At 66.5% G+C, this 22792-nt stretch carries 24 protein-coding genes and 1 riboswitch; of the genes, 12 read left to right on the top strand and 12 right to left on the bottom strand.

Annotated features, from left to right (window positions below; translation table 11 throughout):
* Positions 1-6: 6 nt before the first annotated feature.
* On the bottom strand, positions 7-573 hold the full coding sequence (locus ACQP0C_RS07350; RefSeq protein ID WP_433731808.1) for a DUF4245 domain-containing protein: 567 nt from the start codon (positions 571-573) through the stop codon (positions 7-9).
* A gap of 136 nt (positions 574-709) precedes the next feature.
* On the opposite strand from ACQP0C_RS07350, the gene glpX reads away from it, so the two are divergent.
* Complete coding sequence (gene glpX, locus ACQP0C_RS07345) at positions 710-1753, top strand: class II fructose-bisphosphatase (RefSeq protein ID WP_433731806.1); 1044 nt, start codon at positions 710-712, stop codon at positions 1751-1753.
* A gap of 258 nt (positions 1754-2011) precedes the next feature.
* On the opposite strand, the gene ACQP0C_RS07340 is transcribed toward glpX, so the two are convergent.
* The gene (locus ACQP0C_RS07340; protein ID WP_433731804.1) at positions 2012-2983 is read right to left on the bottom strand and encodes an alpha/beta fold hydrolase; all 972 of its coding nucleotides are present in this window, start codon (positions 2981-2983) and stop codon (positions 2012-2014) included.
* A gap of 183 nt (positions 2984-3166) precedes the next feature.
* Between ACQP0C_RS07340 and ACQP0C_RS07335 the strand changes: the two genes are divergently transcribed.
* Together ACQP0C_RS07335 and ACQP0C_RS07330 are read left to right on the top strand one after the other, a co-directional pair.
* Positions 3167-4030: an alpha/beta fold hydrolase gene (locus ACQP0C_RS07335; protein ID WP_433731802.1), complete on the top strand. Its 864-nt coding sequence runs from the start codon at positions 3167-3169 to the stop codon at positions 4028-4030.
* Between the two features lie 92 nt (positions 4031-4122).
* Positions 4123-5529, top strand: a complete 1407-nt coding sequence (locus ACQP0C_RS07330; protein WP_433731800.1) for a class II fumarate hydratase — start codon at positions 4123-4125, stop codon at positions 5527-5529.
* Positions 5530-5598: 69 nt separating this feature from the next.
* Here the strand turns inward: ACQP0C_RS07330 and ACQP0C_RS07325 are convergent, their stop codons facing one another.
* The 3 genes from ACQP0C_RS07325 to ACQP0C_RS07315 all read right to left on the bottom strand — a co-directional run bounded on the left by ACQP0C_RS07325 (position 5599) and on the right by ACQP0C_RS07315 (position 8744).
* Positions 5599-6456 carry an acyl-ACP desaturase gene (locus tag ACQP0C_RS07325; RefSeq protein ID WP_433731798.1) on the bottom strand — a complete coding sequence of 286 codons (858 nt, stop codon included), beginning with the start codon at positions 6454-6456 and terminating at the stop codon, positions 5599-5601.
* Positions 6457-6601: 145 nt separating this feature from the next.
* Positions 6602-7147: an LGFP repeat-containing protein gene (locus ACQP0C_RS07320; RefSeq protein WP_433731796.1), complete on the bottom strand. Its 546-nt coding sequence runs from the start codon at positions 7145-7147 to the stop codon at positions 6602-6604.
* Positions 7148-7349: 202 nt separating this feature from the next.
* Positions 7350-8744 (bottom strand): PhoH family protein, encoded by a 1395-nt coding sequence (locus tag ACQP0C_RS07315; protein ID WP_433731794.1) that lies wholly within the window; start codon positions 8742-8744, stop codon positions 7350-7352.
* Between the two features lie 316 nt (positions 8745-9060).
* Between ACQP0C_RS07315 and ACQP0C_RS07310 the strand changes: the two genes are divergently transcribed.
* Positions 9061-9333, top strand: coding sequence for a hypothetical protein (locus ACQP0C_RS07310; protein ID WP_433731792.1), 273 nt, complete (start codon positions 9061-9063; stop codon positions 9331-9333).
* Between the two features lie 61 nt (positions 9334-9394).
* Here the strand turns inward: ACQP0C_RS07310 and ACQP0C_RS07305 are convergent, their stop codons facing one another.
* Together ACQP0C_RS07305 and ACQP0C_RS07300 are read right to left on the bottom strand one after the other, a co-directional pair.
* Positions 9395-9814 carry a limonene-1,2-epoxide hydrolase family protein gene (locus ACQP0C_RS07305; RefSeq protein ID WP_433731790.1) on the bottom strand — a complete coding sequence of 140 codons (420 nt, stop codon included), beginning with the start codon at positions 9812-9814 and terminating at the stop codon, positions 9395-9397.
* Positions 9815-9863: 49 nt separating this feature from the next.
* Complete coding sequence (locus tag ACQP0C_RS07300) at positions 9864-10616, bottom strand: TetR/AcrR family transcriptional regulator (protein ID WP_433731788.1); 753 nt, start codon at positions 10614-10616, stop codon at positions 9864-9866.
* A gap of 111 nt (positions 10617-10727) precedes the next feature.
* Here ACQP0C_RS07300 and ACQP0C_RS07295 point away from each other — a divergent pair, with 111 nt between their 5' ends.
* The 4 genes from ACQP0C_RS07295 to ACQP0C_RS07280 all read left to right on the top strand — a co-directional run bounded on the left by ACQP0C_RS07295 (position 10728) and on the right by ACQP0C_RS07280 (position 14530).
* The gene (locus ACQP0C_RS07295; RefSeq protein ID WP_433731787.1) at positions 10728-11921 is read left to right on the top strand and encodes an FAD-dependent monooxygenase; all 1194 of its coding nucleotides are present in this window, start codon (positions 10728-10730) and stop codon (positions 11919-11921) included.
* Between the two features lie 134 nt (positions 11922-12055).
* The gene (locus ACQP0C_RS07290) at positions 12056-13273 is read left to right on the top strand and encodes a PPE domain-containing protein (protein WP_433731785.1); all 1218 of its coding nucleotides are present in this window, start codon (positions 12056-12058) and stop codon (positions 13271-13273) included.
* Entirely contained in the window at positions 13273-14010 is a 738-nt protein-coding gene (locus ACQP0C_RS07285; RefSeq protein WP_433731783.1) for an ESX secretion-associated protein EspG, read from the top strand. The genes ACQP0C_RS07290 and ACQP0C_RS07285 overlap by 1 nt, the downstream gene beginning before the upstream one ends.
* A gap of 82 nt (positions 14011-14092) precedes the next feature.
* On the top strand, positions 14093-14530 hold the full coding sequence (locus ACQP0C_RS07280; RefSeq protein ID WP_433731781.1) for a hypothetical protein: 438 nt from the start codon (positions 14093-14095) through the stop codon (positions 14528-14530).
* 223 nt (positions 14531-14753) lie between these two features.
* On the opposite strand, the gene glyA is transcribed toward ACQP0C_RS07280, so the two are convergent.
* Entirely contained in the window at positions 14754-16049 is a 1296-nt protein-coding gene (glyA, locus tag ACQP0C_RS07275; protein ID WP_433734466.1) for a serine hydroxymethyltransferase, read from the bottom strand.
* A 114-nt stretch (positions 16050-16163) separates the two neighbouring features.
* Positions 16164-16248, bottom strand: a riboswitch (ZMP/ZTP riboswitch).
* Positions 16249-16298: 50 nt separating this feature from the next.
* The gene (locus ACQP0C_RS07270) at positions 16299-16868 is read right to left on the bottom strand and encodes a TetR/AcrR family transcriptional regulator (RefSeq protein WP_433731779.1); all 570 of its coding nucleotides are present in this window, start codon (positions 16866-16868) and stop codon (positions 16299-16301) included.
* Positions 16869-16974: 106 nt separating this feature from the next.
* On the opposite strand from ACQP0C_RS07270, the gene ACQP0C_RS07265 reads away from it, so the two are divergent.
* Both ACQP0C_RS07265 and ACQP0C_RS07260 read left to right on the top strand, forming a co-directional pair.
* Positions 16975-17463, top strand: coding sequence for a PaaI family thioesterase (locus tag ACQP0C_RS07265; RefSeq protein WP_433731777.1), 489 nt, complete (start codon positions 16975-16977; stop codon positions 17461-17463).
* Between the two features lie 32 nt (positions 17464-17495).
* Positions 17496-17945 (top strand): nitroreductase family deazaflavin-dependent oxidoreductase, encoded by a 450-nt coding sequence (locus tag ACQP0C_RS07260; RefSeq protein ID WP_433731775.1) that lies wholly within the window; start codon positions 17496-17498, stop codon positions 17943-17945.
* 27 nt (positions 17946-17972) lie between these two features.
* Here ACQP0C_RS07260 and ACQP0C_RS07255 read toward each other — a convergent pair whose 3' ends face one another.
* Complete coding sequence (locus tag ACQP0C_RS07255; protein ID WP_433731773.1) at positions 17973-19169, bottom strand: DUF885 domain-containing protein; 1197 nt, start codon at positions 19167-19169, stop codon at positions 17973-17975.
* A gap of 176 nt (positions 19170-19345) precedes the next feature.
* Between ACQP0C_RS07255 and coaA the strand changes: the two genes are divergently transcribed.
* The gene (gene coaA, locus ACQP0C_RS07250; protein ID WP_433731771.1) at positions 19346-20278 is read left to right on the top strand and encodes a type I pantothenate kinase; all 933 of its coding nucleotides are present in this window, start codon (positions 19346-19348) and stop codon (positions 20276-20278) included.
* A 33-nt stretch (positions 20279-20311) separates the two neighbouring features.
* On the opposite strand, the gene ACQP0C_RS07245 is transcribed toward coaA, so the two are convergent.
* Together ACQP0C_RS07245 and ACQP0C_RS07240 are read right to left on the bottom strand one after the other, a co-directional pair.
* Complete coding sequence (locus ACQP0C_RS07245; RefSeq protein WP_433731769.1) at positions 20312-20887, bottom strand: hypothetical protein; 576 nt, start codon at positions 20885-20887, stop codon at positions 20312-20314.
* A gap of 88 nt (positions 20888-20975) precedes the next feature.
* A complete protein-coding gene (locus tag ACQP0C_RS07240; RefSeq protein ID WP_433734465.1) occupies positions 20976-21764 on the bottom strand; it encodes an isoprenyl transferase in 789 nt (262 codons plus the stop codon).
* Between the two features lie 339 nt (positions 21765-22103).
* On the opposite strand from ACQP0C_RS07240, the gene trhA reads away from it, so the two are divergent.
* Positions 22104-22763, top strand: coding sequence for a PAQR family membrane homeostasis protein TrhA (gene trhA / locus ACQP0C_RS07235; protein ID WP_433734464.1), 660 nt, complete (start codon positions 22104-22106; stop codon positions 22761-22763).
* The last annotated feature ends 29 nt before the right edge of the window (positions 22764-22792 follow it).

Genomic DNA, 22792 nt, shown 5'->3' with positions numbered 1-22792 from the left:
GGCGCGCTACTTCTGTAGCGGCTGGGCGGCGGTGATGGCGGCGGCCAGGGTGGTGAAGGCGGCGTGATTGCCCGCGCCGGTGATGAGGACCCGGGACCGGCCGAGGTCGGCGATCCAGGCGGACTCGGAGCCCTGCTCGGCGTACACCACCCACTTCTGGTCACCGACCTGTTCGGTGCCGGTGCCGTAGCGGGAACCGAGGACGAAGCGGGACAACGCTTCCTCAGTAGCGCTGCTCTGGCTCATCCGCATGTAGGTGCCCTGCGGTGTGATGTAGCCGACTGTGCTGACCGGACCCCCGCCACTGGTGGTGATGGTGTCGCGGCTACCGGAGTTGGGCGTCCAGCCGTCGGGCAGGCTCGGATTGCGGATCGGGAACGGCATCGACTTCGCGTCCACCGACAGCGCGGCGTTCACATCGAAGTGCGGTATCTGGCCCTGGGTCGGCCCCTTCGCGGCGAAGCTGCACTGACTGGCCAGCCCGGCGAAGACCACGGCGATCAGCACCAACGGGATCAGCGACCAGAACAGATCCCGGTAGTCGTTGAGGATGCGTGGTTTTTGGTACGACACGTCCCCAGTATCCACGCTCGACCCGGACCGGCTGAACCCAGAGGTGCTCCGCGATCTGGAACGGTAGTACCTGATCGGGAACGGTCGCGCTTCTGAGACAATCAGCGGTAGCAACGACCGTAGGAGGCACACCGTAATGACGGCATCTTCGCCCGCACCCAGCCGCCGCGAGGCGCCGGACCGCAACCTTGCGCTCGAACTGGTCCGGGTCACCGAGGCCGGTGCGATGGCCGCAGGCCGCTGGGTCGGCCGCGGCGATAAGGAAGGCGGCGACGGTGCGGCCGTCGACGCCATGCGGCAGCTGGTCAGCTCGGTTTCCATGCGCGGCATCGTGGTCATCGGTGAGGGCGAGAAGGACGAAGCGCCCATGCTCTACAACGGTGAACTGGTCGGCGACGGCACCGGTCCCGAGGTCGACTTCGCGGTCGACCCGATCGATGGGACCACGCTGATGTCGAAGGGTTCGCCGGGCGCCATCGCGGTGCTGGCGGTCGCCGAGCGCGGTGCCATGTTCGATCCGTCCGCGGTGTTCTACATGCACAAGATCGCGGTCGGCCCCGATGCTGCGGGTGTGATCGATATCTCCGTGCCGATCGCCGAGAACATCGCCCGGGTCGCCAAGGCCAAGAACGTCTCGAAATCCGATCTGACCGTCTGCATCCTGGACCGCCCCCGCCATGCCGAGCTGATCCAGCACGTGCGCCATGCGGGCGCGCGCATCCGGCTGATCTCCGACGGTGACGTCGCCGGCGCCATCGCCTGCGCCCGACCGGATTCCGGCACCGACATCCTGGTCGGCATCGGCGGCACCCCGGAAGGCATCATCGCCGCCGCCGCCATGCGCTGTATGGGCGGCGAGCTGCAGGGCATGCTCGCCCCGAAGGACGAGGAAGAGCGCCAGAAGGCGATCGACGCAGGCCACGACCTGAGCCGCGTACTCACCACCGAGGATCTGGTCGCGGGCGACAACGTCTTCTTCTGCGCCACCGGCGTCACCGATGGCGACCTACTACGTGGCGTGCGCTACTACGGCGGCGGCGCATCGACCCAGTCCATCGTCATGCGCTCCAAGTCCGGCACGGTCCGCATGATCGACGCCTACCACCGCCTCACCAAGCTCCGCGAGTACTCCTCCGTCGATTTCATCGGCGACGAGCACGCGGTGCCGCCGCTCCCCTGAGCGATAAATCCCTGACCGGTCGAGCCCGACCCGAACGATTCGGATCGGGCTCGACCCGTCTCGCATGCATGCTCGCGCCCGCCAATTACCGATCCGGAGTCGAGAAGCACCCCGGCAGTGCCACACACTTGGCGCTATCGCCACAGATTCCGTCAGGAGCTGCGGATACAGCGCATCATCGCCGCCCGGCCTCGCTACGCGGCGTACCAGCGCACATCCGATAGGGAATACCCGCTGCTCCGGCTCACGCCGCAGCGACTACGCGACGAGGGTGAGGTGCGCGGCCTCGACATTGGCGGCCTCGACATTGTCGAGCCCGCTCGCTCGGGTCAGCAGGCGGGCAATGGCCTCGGCGACCCGGGTCGGCTGCTCGAGAATCACCGAATGACCGGCGCCGTCGACCAGCACGAAATCCGAGTACGCGACGGCAGCCGCCATTGCGACGGAATGCGACGGCGGCGTCATCAGGTCGGCGGTGCCGCACAGCACCAAGGTCGGGATATTGGAGAGCACAGCGAGCGCGTCGGTTTGGTCGTAGGTCATGAAGGCGCTCAAGAAGCTCGCCATCGTCACGATCGGCGTCGCATTGTGCATCGCGCTGGCCAGGGTAAGCACCCGGCGGCTGACCTTGCGATCGCCGAATTCGGCGGTATGGATGATCGGCGCGAAAACCTTGCAGGCCATGAGCTTCGCGTGCTGCATCAGGCCGGGAGCACATCGAACGGCGGCCTGGAATGCCGATACGGCCGGGTTGCGCAGCAGGCGGCCGAACCCGGCGTCGGCGAGTCCGCTCGCCGCGGTCGCGATGAGTGCGACTCCGACGATGCGCGTGCCGATCTCGTGCGGGTGCTGGCTGGCATAGGTCAGCACGGTCATGCCACCCATCGAGTGGCCGACGAGAACGACCGGACCGGCGGGGGCGACAGCGTCGAGGATGTCGCGCAGGTCGTAGCCGAGCTGCTCGAGGCTGTAGGTCTGGCGCGACGCCGCGGCGGAGTCGCCGTGGCCGCGGTGGTCGTAGCAGACGACCCGGGCGCCGACGTAGCGGCGCAGCAGGGCGTCGCGGACGTAGGTCCAGGACGCGGTGCGCAGGCAATGTCCGTGCAGCAGGACGACGGTGAGGTCCGCATTTCGCGGGCCGTATTCGCGAACCGCCAGTGCCACACCGTCTTTGGTCGAGACCGTGGCACGACGTTCCGCCGAGTGGGCGAGTGTGCTCGAGTTCGACATCGGAGGCTCCGGTTCGGTGTGCGGTGACCTGTCCAACTTTCCACCGGATTCGCCGCCGGCATCAGGCCCCCGAGTGCTGGGGTCGGTCCCCCAAGGTGGAGCGGATCACCACCAAGGTGCAAGCCCGAGATGACGACTCGGTGGCGGCGATGAATTCACGCCGCATGGTTCGTCCACACTGGTATGACCGAGCACACTCTCGAAACCGCCGAAGCCGATATCGTCTACGACGTCGAAGGACCGCTGCCCACCGCCGACGGGCGCCCGCCGCTGTTCATGATCGGACAGCCCATGGATGCCACCGGCTTCCGCACGTTGACCTCGTACTTTCCCGATCGCACGGTGGTCACCTACGATCCGCGCGGCCTCGGCCGCAGCGTCCGCAAGGACGGGCGTGTCGACAATTCGCCCACCGTCCAGGCCGACGATGTGCACGCGATCATCGGGGCGCTCGGCGCCGGGCCGGTCGAGTTGTTCGGGAGCAGCGGGGGCGCAGTGACCGCGCTGGCGCTGGTGGCGGCCCACCCGGACGATGTGACCACGCTGGTCGCCCATGAGCCGCCGCTCATCCCGGTCCTCCCCGACGCGGCTGCCGCCGAGCGTGCCCGCGCCCAGGTTCGCGATGTGTACGAGGCCAAGGGGGCCGGTGCGGGCATGGCGATCTTCATCTCCATGACCTCGTGGCAGGGCGAATTCACCGACGACTACTTCGCCCAGCCCGCCGCCGATCCGGCCCAGTTCGGCATGCCGACCGAGGACGACGGATCCCGTGACGACCCGCTGCTGTCCGACCGTTCCTGGGCGGTCAGCGGCTATCGCCCCGACGTCGCCGCCCTCGCCGCCGCGCCGACCCGCATTGTCATCGCCGTCGGCGAGGAGTCCGCGGGCACCTTCACCGGACGCACCTGCGAGGCCGCCGCCGCACTGCTCGGCCAGCGGGCAACGGTATTCCCCAGCCACCACGGCGGATTCCTCGGCGGCGAGTACGGCTATCCCGGCCAACCCGAGGCCTTCGCCCGCAAACTCCGCGGAGTCCTCGAGGGCTGAGGAGTATTCCCGGTGCGGCTCGGCGCGCGGTGTGCGAATCGCCTCAGGTGTGGCACCCCCGCGCGGGTCGTCTCGGGCATAGGGTCGAAATCATGACGACCGAGGAGACGCAGTACCGCATCGAACACGACACGATGGGCGAGGTCCGGGTACCCCTGCACGCGTTGTGGCGGGCGCAGACCCAGCGTGCGGTGGAGAATTTTCCGATCAGCGGGCGCGGGCTGGAGCGAGCCCAGATCCGCGCGCTCGGTCTACTCAAGGCCGCGTGCGCCCAGGTGAACAAGGATCTCGGACTGCTCGATCCGGCGAAGGCGGATGCGATCATCGCCGCCGCCAATGAGATCGCCGACGGCCTGCACGATGACCAGTTCCCGATCGATGTCTTCCAGACCGGCTCCGGCACCAGCTCGAATATGAACGCCAATGAGGTGATCGCCTCCATCGCGAAGGCGAAGGGCGTGACCGTGCATCCGAACGATGACGTGAATATGTCGCAGTCGTCCAATGACACCTTCCCCACCGCAACACATCTGGCCGCCACCGAGGCCGCGATCAAGGACCTGATCCCCGCGCTGGACCACCTGCGGCTGGCACTGCTGGACAAGTCGACCGAATGGCGCACCGTGGTGAAGTCCGGCCGCACCCATCTGATGGACGCGGTGCCGGTGACCCTCGGCCAGGAGTTCGGCGGCTACACCCGCCAGGTCGCGGCGGGTATCGAGCGCATCATGGCGACGCTGCCCCGGCTGGGCGAGCTGCCGATCGGCGGCACCGCGGTCGGCACTGGCCTCAACGCGCCGGCGGGTTTCGGCGCGAAAGTCGTTGCCGAACTGGTGCAGTCGACCGATCTCGATGCGCTCACCGAAGCGACCGATCACTTCGAGGCGCAGGCCGCCCGTGACGGTCTGGTGGAGGCGTCCGGCGCGCTGCGCACCGTCGCGGTGAGCCTCACCAAGATCGCCAACGACATCCGCTGGATGGGGTCGGGCCCGCTGACCGGTCTCGGCGAACTGCGGCTGCCCGATCTGCAGCCGGGCAGTTCGATCATGCCCGGCAAAGTGAATCCGGTACTGCCGGAAGCGGTTACGCAGGTCGCCGCGCAGGTGATCGGCAATGACGCGGCCATCGCGTTCTCGGGCGCCAGCGGCGCATTCGAGTTGAACGTCTATATCCCGGTCATGGCACGCAATCTGCTGGAGTCGATTCGACTGCTCGCCAATGTTTCGCGACTGTTCGCCGATAAGTGCATTCGTGGTCTGATCGCCAATGAGGATCATCTGCGCACCCTCGCGGAATCGTCACCGTCCATTGTGACGCCGCTGAATTCCGCGATCGGTTACGAAGAAGCGGCCGCGGTCGCCAAAGAGGCTCTCGAGGAAAAGAAGACCATTCGCCAGACCGTGATCGATCGCGGTTTGCTCGACGAGAAGCTGACCGTCGAAGAACTCGACCGCCGCCTGAACGTGCTGTCGATGGCGAAGGTGGAGAACGGGGAGTAAGCACATGTGCGGGTATGGCCGCAGCGGCCATACCCGCACAAGTGGTCGATCCGTGAACCAGGTCAGCGATCAGAACCGCAGATGCCCGAGTTCCGCGCGCGCCTTCTCGCCCTCTTCACCGAGGTCGGTCCGGGTGAAGATCTCCCACCGCCGCAGCAGCGGCGCGAAGACCAACTCGCCTTCCTTGGCGCGGTCGTAGATGCCCGCCTCGGCGAGTACTTCATCGCTGCTGCGCCCGTCGGCAAGCGTCACCGACGGCACATGGAAGTTCGCCACACTGTCGGCGATGGCCCGCATCGTCTGATCCGGCGCGAGGCCGAACGCCGCCGTGATCAATTCGGCGAAGAACACCGATTGCAGCTCATCGTCGGCCGCGATGCGCTCGGCCATGGCGCTGACCATCCGGTTCTCCCCGAGTGCCGCGGTATTGCGATGCCGGATGGCCGCGGCCGCTTCCTCGAACGCGCAGGTGGCGAGCACATCGAGCAGGTGCAGCGGGGGACGCCGGAATCCCTTGGTCATATGTTCCATCCGCAACCGCTCCAGCTCCACCGGGTCGACCGACCGGGTGACCATGAGGTAGTTGCGGATCATGATCTCGTGGCGGTTCTCCTCGGCCGTCCACCGGCCGACCCAGCGCCACCACGATCCGATGCGCAGATATTTGCCGACCTCGCGGTGGTACGAGGGCAGGTTGTCGGCGATGAGCACACTGACCGTCAGCGCCAGCTTGGCGGTCTCGCTCAGTGTGGATTGCTCCGGCTCCCAATCGATTCCGCCGAGAAAGCCGAAATTGCGGCCGTCGTCCCACGGGACGTAGTCGTGCGGCTGCCAGCCGTCGGCGGCGGCGATATGGCGGCGCAGATTCAGCTCCACCTCATCGGCGAGGGACGCGAGTAGTTCGCGATCGGTCAAGAGAGTTTGCACTAACACAACCTAGCGGCTGGGCCCCGCGATGCGGGGATCTACGAATAGGAATCGGTACCGGCGTCCGAGCGTACAAGCGCTGGCCCTTTCGGGCGACCCCCCGCACTTCCAGCGGTGAAACGTCAGGCCCGGACGCCGAGCCGGATCAGGACTTCGGCGTGACGGTGGTATTGCCGTCCACCCAGGTGATGGTGCCGCTGACGAAATCGCTCTGCTTGCCGCCGGGAATGTCCTTCTCATCGCTGGTCGGGTAGCCGAGCGTGCCGCCGGGGCCGCCGTTGTCCTCCCACGCCTTGCGGACTTCGCCCCAGACGATGTGCGCACCGGTGTCCTTGCCCCAGACGATCGCGCCGCCGGTGAAGTCCTGCCACTTGCCGTCGTTCGGGCCGTCCTCCTGCGCCCGCAGCGGAGCGCCGAGCGGACCGGTCGAGCCGCCGGACTGTACGTACTTGTCGAAGATCATGCCGGTGACCGCGATGTCGCCGCCCTGGGTGGCGATCTTCGTTTCGCCCGGGGCGCCGGACATGTGCTCCTCGCCGTGACCGACGGCCGCCGAAGTGGTCGTCATGGACGCGGCGGCGTTCTTGTCCTTGTCGTCGTCTTTGCTGCAGCCAGCGGCCAGCAGCAGTGCCGCCGCCGCGATGACCACGGTGAATCCAGCCGTTCGTCGAGCGAAGTGGTGCATTTCCATCCTCTCGAAAGTGGCTACCGATGCCACCGCGGCCGCGGTGACATCGCGCGTAGCCTAGGCCGATGCCCGGCAACGGCCCGGCGAATCCACATGAGACTCGCCGGGCCGGTGCTGAACAGGTTATCGCGCGGATACTACCCGCTTGATTGTGAGGTGAAACACACGCTGAGCATTTGCTCTGTGCCGGTACGGGTTCGGGCCGCTAGGCGTTCGGGCCGTACTCCTCCAACATCTCGGTCACCAGTGCCGCGATCGGCGACCGCTCGCTCCGGGTCAGCGTGATGTGCGCGAAAAGCGGATGCCCCTTGAGCTTTTCGATCACCGCGGCGACACCGTCGTGCCGACCGACCCGCAGGTTGTCGCGCTGGGCCACATCATGGGTGAGCACGACCCGCGATCCGGTGCCGAGTCGGCTGAGCACCGTCAGCAGCACATTGCGTTCCAGCGACTGCGCCTCGTCCACGATCACGAACGAATCGTGCAACGAGCGACCGCGAATGTGGGTGAGCGGCAAGACTTCCAACATATCGCGGCTGAGCACCTCCTCCATCACCTCGCGACTGGCCAACCCGTCGAGCGTGTCGAAGACCGCCTGCGCCCACGGGCCCATCTTCTCGCTCTCCGATCCCGGCAGATAGCCGAGATCCTGCCCACCGACCGCGTACAGCGGACGGAACACCACCACCTTGCGCTGCGTGCGGCGCTCGAGCACCGCCTCCAATCCCGCGGTCAACGCCAGCGCCGACTTGCCGGTGCCGGCCCGGCCGCCGAGCGAGACGATGCCGACGCTCTCGTCCAATAGCAGATCCAGGGCGATGCGCTGCTCGGCCGAGCGGCCGTGCAGTCCGAACGCCTCGCGCTCGCGCACCAGCTGCACCCGCTTGTCGGGCGTGACCCGGCCGAGCGCGCTGGAACTGGAGCCGAGCAACCGGATCCCGGTGTGGCACGGCAGTTCCCGCGCCTCGTCCAGATCGATCACGCTTTCGGTGTAGAGCTGATCGATCTGGTTTTTGGAGACATCGATCTCCACCATTCCGGCCCAGCCGGAGGTCACCACGTCCTGGGCGTGGTACTCGTCGGCGTGCAAACCCACCGCACTCGCCTTGACGCGCAAGGGAATGTCCTTGGACACGAGCAATACCTCGCGGCCCTCGGCCGCCAGATTGAGCGCACAGGCCAGGATGCGGGAGTCATTGGTGTCGGTGCGGAATCCGACCGGAAGTACCGCGGGATCGGTGTGGTTGAGTTCCACCTGCAGCGTTCCACCCTCGGTGCCGATCGGCACCCGCTGATCCAGTCTGCCGTACTGCAGACGAAGATCATCGAGGTTGCGCAGGGCTTCCCGCGCGAACCAGCCCAATTCGTGGTGATGGCGCTTGCCTTCGAGTTCGCTGATCACGACCAGCGGTAATACGACGTCGTGTTCGCCGAACCTGGTGAAAGCCCAGGGATCGGACAGTAGAACCGAGGTGTCGATGACGAAGGACTTGGCACCGGATTTCTGGGAATGCGAGGGGCGGGCCCCCTTCGCGGCGGCTTCGCCTTTCGCGGAGCTGGAGTGCGCCGAGGGAGCGGGAACGGAGCGTGCAGCAGTCACGGTGGGCTCCTTTGTGTTCGCGCGGCACCCGCACGAACGATCTCGCTGGACCGGTCCGTCCCGATGGGATCCGACTTGCGTCAGATGCCCAGAGGGCCGGGTGCCGGCCCCCTCGTACTGAATAGCTCAGTCACGGTTCAGGACCTCCCGTACGAGCCACACCGACGCGGCCCGCACCACCGACGCTACCGCCGACTGCCCGGTCTCCGCTCGGGCACAGGTAGGCGTGTCCGTGAATTTGTCGTTAACCACCGCTAGTGACTGCTTGCAGGTCACTCGAAACGATCAGCTTGGGGAACCGGATAGAGTCGCAGGTATGGCCGGTAACGAGGAGTTGGAGAAGCTGTCGTCCAAGGAGTTGCACGACCGGGCGGTCCGGCTCGCGGTGCGACGCGGGGACATCAAATACCTGTGGCGGCTCCTCAAATCGATCCCGGCCGCCGAGGCCGCCGCGGGCGATCTCGGGGAGAGCGAGGCCGATATCAAATACGTCGTGCCGATGATCGATGACTACATCCACGCGGGCGACGGCAGGATCGCCGAGGTGCTGCGGCCGTATTACCTCGACTACCTGGCCAAGCACTCCTGACCGCGGGACGAGTCGAATCCGCGCTTCGGGCAGCCGCCATTCGACTCGCCGCGCCGCCGCGTCAGCGGTTGGGCAGCGCGGCGCGGACCAGTCCGACGACGGTCCCGCGCAGGAAGTTCTCCCAGCTGAAGTGGTCGTGCCACAGGATGATTCGGCCGTCGCGTAATTCGAAGGTGCCGCAGACCCAGAACGCGATCCGCAGTGGGCCGACGCGCAGGATATCGGTGCGGTCGGTCAGCACGATGTCACCATCGGCCGCGATGTGACGCATCTCGGCCGCGAAGCCGATGGTGTCGCGATTGAGGCCGCGCAGAATTCGGCGGGTGAGGCCGCCGCCGACGGTCGGCAGCGAGGTGTTCTTCCAGACGACGTCGGGGTGCAGGAGGTCGAGCGCCTCCTCGACGGCGCCGAGCTCCAGCGCGGCGAAGAACTCCCGCACGGTGGTGATCGCGTCCTGCTCCAGCTCGAGTTCTTCGCTCATATGCCGAGCGTAGGCCGCTGCCGTACCGCTCGACAGTGCCCATCGCAGCTCACCGGGATTCGGGTCGGCGCTGATCGATGAGCACGGCCAGGCCGTCGAGCACACGGGCGATACCGAAATTCAACGCGTCGTTGGGGCCCCCGGCGTAGGGCGGCGCGGATGTCGCGGACGCCTCCTCGGCAAAGGCCGCGACGACCTCGGGATAGCGGTCGCCCGCCGCGGCAATCATTTCGGCGAACTGCGCGTTGAACTGCGCCGCCGCTTCGTCGCCGCCGGTTGAGTTGACCTGCTGGGCCAGGCTGCGGACGTGCCCGTTGAGCAGCACGATGGTGTCCAGTCGCTCGGATCCGTTCAGCCCGCTGTCCTTGAGCGCCACCAGCGCGGCCTCGGTCCAGCCCATCTCATTGGGCCCGATGGGACGCAGTCCGGTGGTGAGTTCGATCGCCCAGGGATGGGCGGTGTAGCGCTCGAATATCGTCCTGGCCCAGTGGCGCAGCGCGCCGCGCCACGGTTCTTCGGTCGAATCCGCCTGCGCCGCGGCCATATCCGGCGGCGTCCCCATGGCGGTGTCGAACATCAGCGCGGTGAGCTGCTCCTTGCCGGGGACATAGCGGTACAGCGACATCTTGGTGAAGCCGAGGCGTTCGGCCAGGCGCTGCATCGACAGATTCGCCAGACCTTCGGCATCGGCGAGGGCGATGGCCTCGGCGACGATCCCCTCCAGGGATAGCGCGGGCTTGGGCCCGCGTTTGGGTCGCTGCTGGGTGCCCCAGAGCAGTTCGACGGTGGTCGGTGACGGCATCTGCACATCCTTCCGGAAAGCGCGTTGACAAGTAACTGTGTCTACCATACTCTAATTCGTGTCCAGCGGATACAGATTCCATCGGACGCAGATACTGAATCAGGAGACATCATGCGTAACAAGTCCGTTCTCATCTCCGGCGCGAGCATCGCGGGCCCCGCCCTCGCCTACTGGCTGAACCGCTACGGGTTCGAGGTCACCGTGGTCGAGCGCGCGCCGCAGTTGCGGCCCGGCGGTCAGGCCGTCGACTTCACCGGCGAAACGCACCACAAGGTGCTCGAGCGGATGGGCATTGTGGACGACATCTACGCGCACCGAACCGGCACCACCGATATCGCGATCGTCGATGCCGAGGGCGAACAGCAGGCCCTCATCTCCGGGGATTTCACCGGCGGCGATGTGGAGATCCTGCGCGGCGATCTGGCCCGGATCATGTACGAAAAGACCTACCAGGACTGCGAATACGTATTCGGTGACTCGATCAGCGCACTGACCGAGACCGACGACGGTGTGTGGGTCGAATTCGAGAAGGGCGCGCCGCGCGCCTTCGATCTGGTCTTCGGCGCCGACGGAATCCATTCGCGGGTACGGCGTCTGGCGTTCGGACCGGAAAAGGAATTCGTCAAGCACCTCGGCCATTACTACTGCGTCGCGGGCGCGAGCCCGTGGGCGACCAAGTCCGGGGGCACCCCCGAGCGGATGACCGCCTACGGCTACAACGAGCCGGGCAAATGCGTCATCACCGGCGGCTCGAAGGCACAGCAGCTCTACATCTTCGCCTCGCCCGAACTCGACTACGCCCGTGACGACACCGCGGCGCAACGCCGCATCATCAAGGAGACCTTCGCCGACGTCGGCTGGGAAGCGCCGCGCATGCTCGCCGAAATGGCGGAGTTCGACGACTTCTTCCTGGACTCGATCAGCATGGTCCGCAAAATGAAGAGCTACAGCCGGGGCCGGGTCGCGCTGGTCGGCGATTCGGGCTACGGAAACACCCTGGGCGGCTTCGGAACCGGACTCGCGATGCAGGGCGCCTACATCATCGCCGGTGAACTCGCACTCGCCGACGGCGACTACCCGACGGCCTTCGCGCGCTACGACGAGCTCATGCACTCCCTCACCAAAATGGCGGACTACAGCAATGCGGGGCGCTTCTTCGCGCCGAAGACCGCGCTCGGCATCAAGTTCCGCAATTGGTTCTTGCACTCGTGGATGTTCGACAAGATGGTGAAGATGACCGAGAACGTCAAGACCATCGAGCTGCCGGACTACCCGGCGCTGGTCGCGGCCGCGGATGCGAACTGACACCGGTGCCACCCCCACCTTCGACGGACCGTACGGTCTGGCGCGGCGAGATCGGCTGTGTTTCGATGGAACCGGGGTGGGGTCGGGTGCGTCTATAGGGTCAGACGGCACTGACGGAAGGGGCTGGGTCGGCCATGACAGCACAGACGGACGGCCGCGCGATCACCAATCCCGAGAACGCGCAGAACTTTTCGCACGCGGAGATCAAACAGGCGGCCGACCAGATGAATCCGGACGGACTGGACGGCGCGTTCGACGCCTGGTCGGCCATCGCGGCGGCGGTGACCAAGGCGGGTCAGCAGTTCGAAACCGCGATTCAGCAAGCGGTGGAACAGCATTGGGAGGGCGCCGCCGCGGACCGGGCGGTGCGCGCCATCCGGGATTACGCCACGCGGGTCGCTGAGCTCGGTGAGTCACTGGACCAGCAGTCGGCACCGCTATCGTCGGCCGCGAGTGCGGCGGCGCGGTTCAAGGTGGCGGTGCCGCCGGTGGTGCCGATCTCGAACAATCCGCGCGGGCCCGAACTGCGGAATACACAGGAGGAACAGGCTCGCGACGATATGAGCACCCTGTACATCCAGCCGTACGGGAATACCGCTCCGACGATTCCGACACTGCCGCCGCCGGTCGATCCGATCTCCGTGCCGGGGGTGGTGCCCGGAGTCGTTCCGGGGATATCGCCAACCGATACCGGGTCGGGTCAGCCCGGTAAGACGGAGGACTCCGGTAAGACGACCGAGCCGGGGAAAACCGAGGATACGAGCAAAGCGGGGAATCCGAGCAGATCCGAGGACACAGGTAAGGCGGAGGAGCCCGGTAACGCGGAGGCTTCCGGTAAGACAGAGGAGTCCGGTAAGACGGCCGACTCGGGAAAGACCGAAGCCGTTGCTCCACAATCGGTTTCACCGACACATCAGAGCGGTTCGCAGACCACGCCCGCCACCACACATACCGCCACGACCACGGCGACACCATCGACGACCGGTGCGCAGCCGATCACCGTCACCTCGGCCGGAGTCACGCCGGGCAGCTCGAGTCCGAGCCCCTCCGCTACCTCCCCGAATCCCAGCGGCGCATCCGGTACCGGCACGCCAACGCCGAGTCCCGGCAAGTCGGTCCCGGGAACCACCACTCCGGGAGCGGCAACCACACAACCCGCAACCGCTACGCCGAGCCGGGTGGGCGCGACGGGGGCCACCGGGTACTCCGGGATGCTTCCGCCAGGGGTCCGTGGCCGACGCGGAGAGGACGGCGAGCACAAGGCGGCGGCGTACCTGCGCACCGAGGAGCACGGCGAGGAACTCATCGGCGAAGTGGAAAAGACCGTGCCGCCAGTGCTCGGGGCGCAATGATGACGCAATGGACCTTGTCCGCCGAGCAGTTCGCGGCGGCCTGGTTCGGTACCGGCCTGGATCGCATGCCCTTTCCGTTTCGCTTCACCAGCCGCTTCCCCGGACTCCACGAATATCGCGCCTACCAGCAGAAATTCCGGGACGAGCTGGCCCATGCCGACCATGCGCCGCTACAGCGCGCCCTGCAGGTGCTCGCCCGACCCGAGTGGCGCATCGAACTGTTCGGCATCGATAACATGCGCGGCGCGGTCGAGATGCGCGCCATCGGCTGCGCCATCCGCGGCGGACCCGGCGTCATCGCCCTGCAGGCCCCCGCACCGGACGGCGGCCCCGTGCGGCTGCGCCGCGTCCGCGCCGACCAGCTCGCCACCGAACTGATCCGCCTGCTCCCCGATCCGACACCCGGCACCGCGGCCGAAAAGAGCTACCTGCTGGACGATCTCAACGACGACCGCCCCGACCTCTTCGGCAACGCCCCCGCCCGCGCCATCCAAGACCGCTACCGCCGCTTCTGGCGCCAACCCTGCGATACCAGCGGCACCGCGACCGTCCTGGTCGGTCCCCGCAATTCCGAACCATTGCGCGCCGGCAAAATCCGGTGGATCGACACCGGGGACGGCCGCTACTGCGAGGTCCCCGCCAACCGCGCCCTGATGATCCGCCCCGGCAGCAGCGCCGACATCACGCGGTATCTCGACGAGTCCATCGTCCGCGCGAAAGCGCGCATGGACCAATAGGATCCGCGTGCCCGATGGCCCGCACCGCGGTGGGAATACCCGTGTGGTTCCTGGGAAGTTGGACGCTCGATAGGTTTATGGGATGACAACCGCCGAGGAAATCGAATCCTATCTAGTCGAATATCAGGAGGCGTTGAGCGCGTTCGACGCGCAGCGTTCGGTCGCGCAGTGGGGTGCGCCGGGAACCATGGTCACCGACGCTTTCGTGGGATCCGTCGCCACCACCGCCGAGATGGCGAAGGGCCTCGAGCAGTCCTATCCGCTCTATCAGGCGCTCGGCCTGGCCAGCGTCGATCACACGGTGCTCGAGCATGTCGATCTCACCGACCGCATCACCCGCCTGCATGTCCGCTGGCACTTCTACGACGTCGAAGGCAATCCGCTGACCGACAGCGATTACGAATACCTGCTGCGCCGCGATGACGATGGCCAGCTGCGCGCCTATGTCGCGGTTGCCATCGACGAGATGGAGAAGATCGCGAAGTTGGCCGCCGCCAAGGGCATTCAACTGCCATCCTGAATTCGGTTGCCGTCGAACCGGATCCAGGACCAATGACAGCACGCCCGCCACGGAATCGCGGCGGGCGCGCATTGCCCGATTGACACAACTGCTGCGACATTCACTCCCGCGACCCGGCACGGACCGAACGAATTCGCCCGGAAACCCCGGCCAGCGCACACACAACCACATGGTTGCTGTCGGCGCGGAGCCGAATTCCCGGGCGAATCGAAGCGAACCGGGATCAGCCGAGCAGACGCCAATCCTCGAGACCGTTGTAGAGCGGCAGCTCCCGAGCCAGCTTGCTGACCCGGGCGCGCAGCGCGTCGACATCGGCACCACCCGCGAGCGCGGTGGCGATGATGTCGGCGACCTCGGTGAACTCGGCGTCGCCGAAGCCACGGGTGGCCAGCGCGGCGGTGCCGATGCGCAGGCCCGAGGTGACCATCGGCGGCCGCGGGTCGAACGGAACGGCATTGCGGTTCACGGTGATTCCGATTTCGTGCAGCAGATCCTCACCCTGCTGACCATCGAGTTCGGAGTTGCGCAGGTCGACGAGCACCAGATGGACGTCGGTGCCGCCGGTGAGGACGCTGATGCCCTTGTCCTTGACATCGGCGCCGCCGAGCCGCTCGGCCAGGATCTTCGCACCGGACAGGGTGCGCTCCTGACGCTCCTTGAATTCGGCACTCGCGGCGATCTTGAAAGCCACGGCCTTGGCGGCGATCACATGCATGAGCGGGCCGCCCTGCTGCCCCGGGAATACCGAGCTGTTCAGCTTCTTGGCGTACTCCTGCTTGGCCAGGATCAGGCCGGAGCGCGGGCCGCCGAGGGTCTTGTGCACGGTGGAGGACACCACATCGGCGTAGGGCACCGGTGAGGGATGCAGACCGGCGGCGACCAGACCGGCGAAGTGGGCCATATCGACCCACAGCTTGGCGCCGACCTCGTCGGCGATCTCCCGGAACGCGGCGAAGTCCTGGTGCCGCGGGTAGGCCGACCAGCCCGCGACGATCACCTTCGGACGTGCGGCGAGCGCGGTCTTGCGCAGCTCCTCCATATCGATGCGGTGGTCTTCCTTGCTGACCCCGTAGGAGTGCACTTCGTAGAGCTTGCCGGAGAAGTTCAGCCGCATGCCGTGGGTGAGGTGACCGCCGTGCGCGAGGTCGAGGCCGAGCAGCCGGTCGCCCGGCTCCATCAGCGCCATCAGCACCGCGGCATTGGCCTGCGCGCCGGAATGCGGCTGCACGTTGGCGAATTCGGCGCCGAAGAGCTCCTTGGCGCGGTCGCGGGCGAGGGTCTCGACGACGTCGACGTGCTCGCAGCCACCGTAGTAGCGGCGGCCCGGGTAGCCCTCGGCGTATTTATTGGTGAGCACGCTGCCCTGCGCCTGCAGCACCGCGCGCGGCACGAAGTTCTCCGAGGCGATCATCTCGAGGGTGTCGCGTTCACGGGCGAGTTCGCCTGCCATCGCGGCCGCGACCTCGGGATCGAGTTCGCCGAGAGATCGGGTATTGACAGAGGCGGTCGTCTGCGTCACCTGATCGAGTCTATTGGCCGTCCGCGCCGCATCGATCAGGGGGTTCTGTGTCTCGGTGTGCATAGCAACCTCCGTGGTCCGGATGCCCCGGAGTGCGCACCCCGAAGCCCATGAGCCCGGCACCCAGGCGCGCGGTGCGGGGCGAGGGTGCTTCCCGGTGGTTGCTTCCACCTCGAGTGCGCCAGTCGCGTTCGACCATCTTATCCGCGGGTACGCGACGGGCCGATACGCCTACTGCCGGCCCGCGCGTCAGGCATCGGGCACGGCGGACCGCAACAGCGCGGTGAGGTGGATCTGCGCGTCGTCGAGGGGCCGAGTGGACTTCAGCGCCCGGGACTGAATGATGGCACCCTCCAGTGCGCTGATCACGAATCCGGCCAGTGACCGCGCCTGCTCGACCGATAGACCGTTGTCGCACAGTGCGTTCGCGATCCGGTCGGTCCAGTCGGTGAAGGCGGCGCCCGCCGCCGCCTGCACACCTGGTTCGGATTCGGCGAGCGCGGCACCGACGATGGGGCAGCCCGTGCTGAACGAGCTGCGCGTGAGGGCCCGCTGCCACCAGTCGGTGAGCGCGCTCGCCCATTGCGCGGGCGTGCCCTTCGCGGTGACCTTGTCCATCACGACGGCCAAGCGCTCACCCGCCGTCTTGGTCGCGACCTCGACCAGCTGACTCTTACCGGATGGAAAGTGCTGGTAGAGCGAATTCCGGGAGGCGTTGCTGCGCTCGAGCAGGGCGGCGAGCCCGGCGGCGTGCACACCCTGCTCGCGCACCAGCTCGATGGCGCTTTCGATCAGTCGGTCGCGCGGACCCGCGGTCATCGGTGTCCTCCCAGTGTTCGCTCACTCATGGTTGCGTGAACCGATCGGTCCATGCTCCAATCATGACAGATGTGGACCGATCGGTTCATCGAAAGGAATGGAACTCATGAGTTCGCAAACCTCGGCCGAGCCGACCGACGCGCCCCGGAACGAGTCGACGCCCGACCTCGGCCGACTATCCGGACTCGAACTGCTGCGGATCGCGATGTCGACGCGGTCACGTCCACCGTTCATCGGCGATCTGCTCGGCATGGAGGTCGATCTGCTCGAGCACGGCAAGGTGGTCTTCGCGGTACGCACCCGCCCCGATTTCGCCAATCCACTCGGCACCACCCACGGCGGCATCGGCGCGACCCTGCTCGATTCGGTCATGGGCTGCGCCGTGCACACCACCCTCGACGCCGGTGTGGGCTACACCACGCTGGAACTGAAGGTCAACTACATCCGCGCGGTGCCGACCGATGGTCGTCGCCTCACCGCGACCGGCACCATCATTCATCTCGGGCGCACCACGGCTACCGCCGAAGGCCGGATCGTCGACGACCAGGACCGTCTGGTCGCACACGGCACCACCACCTGCGTCATCTTCCGCTGAGCGGACCCGCAGGCTGACGAAAGGAGAACACCATGAGTGAGCGCACCACCGCAGCGACCGTGCGCAAGTTCCGGCGCGAACGCCTCATCGGCCGCTATTTCGCCAATCCCGCTGTCGGACTGCTGGATCGGATCGGCATCCGCTCCGCGTTGCTCGCCGAACTGGAGACCACCGGCGCGAAATCCGGTCAGCCGCGCCGCGTTCCGGTCACCGTTTCGATAGACGACGAGGGCGCCTGGCTCATCTCCCAGCACGGCCACCGCGCGGGCTGGGCCCGCAATATCGCCGCGAACCCGCAGGTCCGGCTGCGTCACGGCAAGCGCTGGTACACCGGCACCGCCGCCTTCGTCCCCGATGACGACGTGCTCGCCCGGGCACGCAGCTTCGCCAAGGGCCGCATCCCCGCCCAAGCCACGGCATGGACGATCAAAGCACTGGAATCGGACCCGATTTCGGTGCGCATCACCTTTACCGCGGCGTAGCTCGCCACAGCTGAGCAGGTATCGGGCTCACCTGACGCGCAGACCGCCGGGGGTGAGGGGTTCGTCGAGGAGGCGGCGGAAGCGATCGGCGCGATCGTCGGCGTCGACCGCGCGGTCCAGCCAGCCGCCGAGCAGGCGGTAGCCCTCGACATAGGTGCTGATGTAGGCGCGCCACAGCGGTGAGGACAGGAAACGCAGGGACTGGCGGGCTCGTTCGGGGGTGGTCAGGTTCCAGCGCTGCAGGAATCCGGCGACCTCGTCGGCATCGCGGTGCTGATCGTGCAGCAGCAGTGCGGCGTCCTGCCTGACGCCGAGCAATTTGGCCGATGCGTTCGAAAGCTGTTCGGCGCGTTCACCTTCGAAGCGCAGCCCCAGATCGGCGTAGATCTCCTGCGCCCATTTGCCCCAGCCGGGTCCGACGATCGAGCGCAGCGCCAGATCCGCCAACCCCTCCGCCATCAGACACTGCGGGGTGTTCACCAGGAACAAGGTCTGCTCGGCCTGCCCGTCCGCGACCAGCCCGGCCTCCTTGCGGCAGTGCTCGGTGTGATGTCCGGGATAGGACTCGTGCGCGATCAGGGTGGGCAGATTCGCCATATGCTGCTTGAGGTCGGAGTTGATCGCCACCCTGGAGTGGTAGTTGCCCAGGTAGTAGTTGAAGCCGGACCAGGGCTTGTCCCCGACCACCTCATAGGTCACGTGCTCGTGGTCGGGCAGCGGATAACGCTCGCGCACCAGTTCCCGCAGCGCACCCGAGAATGCCTCGACGCAGACGTTCAAGCGCTCCGGCGGAATCTCATCGGCCTTGCGGAACGCCGTCACCCGCTCGGCGAGCGGACCGTCGCCGGTCAGCACCTCGTCCATCTGCCGGTGCGCATCGCGATAGTCCTCGACATCCCCCGCTGCGATCTCGACATCGAAGTACGCCCGCACCTCGTCGACGTAGCCGATATCGTCCCCGGCGAACTTGCGTCCCGAACATTCCAGCGCCCGCAGGTGCACATCGAGGAATTCCGTGCGCTGCGGTGCCAATCCGGCGGCGGGCAGTTCCGCACGCAATGCCGCGGCCCGCCTGGCCAGCTCGCGCGGCTGCGGTGCCGGCGCGTTGTCCACCTCGCGACGCAACGCCGGATCGCCGGTATACGCGTCGACGAACCCTTCCTCCAGCCGGTCGAATGCCAAGCCGAGTCGCAGGTACTCGGTCACGAGGGGATGCGCTTCCATGCCCGCCGACATTAGCCGCAATGGGCCTGCGTATCGACCGGTTACCACGCGGTAGGGCACCCCGTGTTTCACACGATGTTGACGCAGAGCAGAATTCGGCTATGCGAGAGCTGGACCGAATCTCATACCGTCGGCGCATCACCTATGCGTGTTTGCCGGAACGGAGTGTCGGGTAAGTGGCACGAATGAGCGAGCCGAGTCCCTATGTGGAATTCGACCGGAAACAGTGGCGCACCCTGCGTAAGTCGACTCCGCTGGTACTCACCGAGGAAGAACTGATCGGACTTCGCGGCCTCGGCGAACAGATCGACCTGGAAGAGGTCGCCGAGGTCTATCTCCCGCTCGCTCGTCTCATACATCTGCAGGTCGCCGCACGTCAACGGCTGTTCGCGGCGACCGCGACCTTTCTCGGGGAGAAGCATCCCGATCAGCAGGTGCCATTCGTCATCGGTGTCGCGGGCAGTGTCGCGGTCGGAAAATCCACCACGGCTCGCGTACTGCAGGCCTTGCTCGCGCGGTGGGATCACCATCCGCGTGTGGATTTGGTCACAACCGACGGATTCCTTTACCCGACCGCGGAACTGACCCGGCGCGGCATCATGCACCGCAAGGGATTTCCGGAAAGTTACGATCGGCGAAAACTGCTGCGCTTCGTCACCGAGGTGAAATCCGGCGCGGCCGAAGTATGTGCGCCGGTGTATTCGCATATCTCCTATGACATCGTGCCGGGCAAGTTCCACTGCGTGACTCAACCCGACATTCTCATCGTGGAAGGTCTCAATGTGCTGCAGACCGGTCCGCGGTTGATGGTCTCGGACCTATTCGACTTCTCGATCTACGTCGACGCGCGCATCGAGGATATCGAAAAGTGGTATGTGCAAAGGTTTCTCACCCTGCGCCAGACCGCCTTCGCCGATCCGAGCGCGCATTTCCACCACTACGCCGGTTTCACCGATGACCAGGCGACGGCCGCCGCACAGGAGATCTGGAACAACACCAACCGGCCCAACCTGGTGGACAACATCCTGCCCACCCGTCCGCGCGCCACGCTGGTGTTGCGCAAGGACGCCGACCACACCATCAACCGGCTGCGGTTGCGCAAGCTCTAGCCGCAGCGAGCGCCTGCGGTCAGCTCGAGGGGATTACAGCTTCCAGGCCGCGTCCAGCCGAGCCGCGACATCGATATCCCGGACCGCCGCGATATGCGGTTTGCGGATTTCGGTGGCGATATAGCGTGCGACGAACCGCCGGATCTCGTGGTCGACGCTGGCCAGGATGCGCAGCAGTTGCCCGCGCTTGGTGGCGGTGGCCACATTGATGCGGACATCGCTCGGGCGGGGCTCGGCGATATCGATGACGACCCGCAGCGGTTCGGCGGTGCGCACGGCCAAGTGCAGGTGGACATTGCCGTGGACGTGGAAGCGATGCCGGTCCACGGCGAGATCGAGCAGCAGATCGACATCGAGCGGGACGATCAGCTCGAAGGAAATGATGTCGTCGACATACCGATGCAGCTTCGGCTCGCCGAGTTGGACCTGCGCGGCGACCTTGGCCAACTTGCCCGGTCCGACGCCGATCGGCCCGAAATCGAAGGCGGCACCGGCCAACTGGGCGAATGCGCCGGAAATGCGCTGCTCGGAGGCCGCGTACTCCAGGAACTGCCGACCGAACCGCTCGTAGTCGATGTAGGACGTGGCACCATCCCCCCACTGCGGCATCACTTTTCGTCCCGGCTCGACGTCGCCGACGCAAGAACAACGGAGCGAGTCTTACGAGCGACGTTCGCAGCGCCGCAGGCGCTGCAAATCAAACACCGAAACGGCGATGTCGGGCGGCGTAGTCGCGCAATGCGCGCAGGAAGTCCACCCGGCGGAATTCCGGCCAGTACGCCTCGGTGAACCATATTTCCGAGTATGCGCTCTGCCAGAGCAGGAATCCGGAAAGTCGCTGCTCACCGGAGGTTCGGATGACCAGATCGGGATCGGGCTGGCCGGAGGTGTAGAGGTGCTGGCCGATGGAGTTCACGGTGATCGACTGGACCAGATCCTCGCCGGTCTCCCCCGCGGCCATCTCCTGGCGGACCAGTTTGCGGACCGCGTCCGCGATCTCCTGCCGACCGCCGTAGCCGACCGCCACGTTCACGTGCACACCATCGCGTCCGCTGGTGCGCTCGGCCGCGGTGCGCAGTCGCTTGGCGACCAGCTCCGGAAAGCCGTCCAGCGAGCCGACGATGCGCACGCTCCAGTTCTGCTCCGGTGCGGACAGCTCCTCGACGACATCGGTGATCACCTCGAACAGCGTCTCCAATTCGTCCGGATCGCGCTGCAGGTTCTCGGTGGACAGCAGATAGACGGTCACCATCTCGATGCCCTCGTCCGCGCACCAGCCGACGAGTTCGGCGATCTTCAGCGCGCCGACCCGGTGCCCGTGGCTCACATCGGTGAAGCCGTTTTCTCTCGCCCAGCGCCGATTACCATCGCACATCACCGCGACGTGCCGGGGATGTTGTCTGCCCGCCAGCTGCTTGGACAGCCGGGCCTCGTAGATGCGGTAGGGCAAACCACGCACCTGACTCGGAAGCTCCACGGCGACCAACCCTACGCCCCACCGGCTCGATCCCGGCACCGGCTGTGTCGGATTCGCGGCGTTCGCGGTGCGCTCCATCCTTACGCCGCGCTACCACCTCCGGGCCCGTCGTTCCCGCCGCTGTATCGGATTCGCGGCGTTCCCGGCGCCCTCCATGGGGCGCGCACTCCTTGCGGTGTATCGCGTTGGCGGCCCGCACCAGATGCCTTCTGGCCCTCGCCCGCAGGCCGGGTGACCCGGTACAGTGGCCCGATGACCCACAACTTACGGCACCGTAGGTTACCGACGGGTATTTCTAGGAGGTAGCTCGTGTCCGAAACGATCGGCACAGCCGATGCGATACCCGACATGATCACGGACACGGCGATACCGACAAAACCGCGCATGCGCGGCTGGATCCACACCTGGGCGGTCGGCATCGCGGCAATCGCGGGGCTCGTCCTGGTGGCCACGGCCGCGACGATTTCGGCGACGGCGGGCTGGTCCACCCTGGTCTACGGGCTCACGGTCTGTGGGCTGTTCGGCATCAGCGCCGTCTACCACCGGGTGACCTGGGCGACCGCGAACGCGCGCACTCAGATGAAGCGTGCCGACCATTCGATGATCTTCCTGTTCATCGCGGGCAGCTATACCCCGTTCGCACTGCTCGGGCTGCCGGGACGGACCGGGCAGACGCTGCTGCTGGTGGTCTGGCTCGGCGCGTTGGCCGGTGTGGCGTTGAAACTGCTGTGGCCCACCGCACCCCGCTGGGTCGGGGTGCCGCTGTATCTGCTGCTGGGCTGGGCGATCGTGCCGGTGGCCGGACAGCTGAACACGAATATCGGCATCGCTCCACTGATCCTGCTGCTCATCGGCGGCCTGGTCTACAGCGGCGGCGCGATCCTCTACGCGACCAAATGGCCCAACCCCTGGCCAACGGTCTTCGGCCATCACGAGTTCTTCCATGCCGCGACGGTCCTTGCGGCACTGTGCCACTACGCCGCGATCTGGCTGGTCGTACTGCGCTGACCCGACCCCGGGAACATCGTGGGCGTGCC

This window comes from Nocardia sp. CA-129566, from assembly GCF_050956075.1.
GTDB lineage: Bacteria > Actinomycetota > Actinomycetes > Mycobacteriales > Mycobacteriaceae > Nocardia.
This window is presented reverse-complemented; position numbering and strand designations above follow the sequence as displayed.

What these genes read in the sequence shown, in the direction of transcription:
- glpX (WP_433731806.1), top strand. Translation starts at nt 710, where the DNA reads ATGACGGCATCTTCGCCCGCACCCAGCCGCCGCGAGGCGCCGGACCGC.
- ACQP0C_RS07340 (WP_433731804.1), bottom strand. Translation starts at nt 2,983, where the DNA reads ATGTCGAACTCGAGCACACTCGCCCACTCGGCGGAACGTCGTGCCACG.
- ACQP0C_RS07335 (WP_433731802.1), top strand. Translation starts at nt 3,167, where the DNA reads ATGACCGAGCACACTCTCGAAACCGCCGAAGCCGATATCGTCTACGAC.
- ACQP0C_RS07330 (WP_433731800.1), top strand. Translation starts at nt 4,123, where the DNA reads ATGACGACCGAGGAGACGCAGTACCGCATCGAACACGACACGATGGGC.
- ACQP0C_RS07320 (WP_433731796.1), bottom strand. Translation starts at nt 7,147, where the DNA reads ATGGAAATGCACCACTTCGCTCGACGAACGGCTGGATTCACCGTGGTC.
- ACQP0C_RS07310 (WP_433731792.1), top strand. Translation starts at nt 9,061, where the DNA reads ATGGCCGGTAACGAGGAGTTGGAGAAGCTGTCGTCCAAGGAGTTGCAC.
- ACQP0C_RS07305 (WP_433731790.1), bottom strand. Translation starts at nt 9,814, where the DNA reads ATGAGCGAAGAACTCGAGCTGGAGCAGGACGCGATCACCACCGTGCGG.
- ACQP0C_RS07300 (WP_433731788.1), bottom strand. Translation starts at nt 10,616, where the DNA reads ATGCCGTCACCGACCACCGTCGAACTGCTCTGGGGCACCCAGCAGCGA.
- ACQP0C_RS07295 (WP_433731787.1), top strand. Translation starts at nt 10,728, where the DNA reads ATGCGTAACAAGTCCGTTCTCATCTCCGGCGCGAGCATCGCGGGCCCC.
- ACQP0C_RS07290 (WP_433731785.1), top strand. Translation starts at nt 12,056, where the DNA reads ATGACAGCACAGACGGACGGCCGCGCGATCACCAATCCCGAGAACGCG.
- ACQP0C_RS07285 (WP_433731783.1), top strand. Translation starts at nt 13,273, where the DNA reads ATGACGCAATGGACCTTGTCCGCCGAGCAGTTCGCGGCGGCCTGGTTC.
- ACQP0C_RS07280 (WP_433731781.1), top strand. Translation starts at nt 14,093, where the DNA reads ATGACAACCGCCGAGGAAATCGAATCCTATCTAGTCGAATATCAGGAG.
- ACQP0C_RS07270 (WP_433731779.1), bottom strand. Translation starts at nt 16,868, where the DNA reads ATGACCGCGGGTCCGCGCGACCGACTGATCGAAAGCGCCATCGAGCTG.
- ACQP0C_RS07265 (WP_433731777.1), top strand. Translation starts at nt 16,975, where the DNA reads ATGAGTTCGCAAACCTCGGCCGAGCCGACCGACGCGCCCCGGAACGAG.
- ACQP0C_RS07260 (WP_433731775.1), top strand. Translation starts at nt 17,496, where the DNA reads ATGAGTGAGCGCACCACCGCAGCGACCGTGCGCAAGTTCCGGCGCGAA.
- ACQP0C_RS07255 (WP_433731773.1), bottom strand. Translation starts at nt 19,169, where the DNA reads ATGGAAGCGCATCCCCTCGTGACCGAGTACCTGCGACTCGGCTTGGCA.
- ACQP0C_RS07245 (WP_433731769.1), bottom strand. Translation starts at nt 20,887, where the DNA reads ATGCCGCAGTGGGGGGATGGTGCCACGTCCTACATCGACTACGAGCGG.
- trhA (WP_433734464.1), top strand. Translation starts at nt 22,104, where the DNA reads ATGATCACGGACACGGCGATACCGACAAAACCGCGCATGCGCGGCTGG.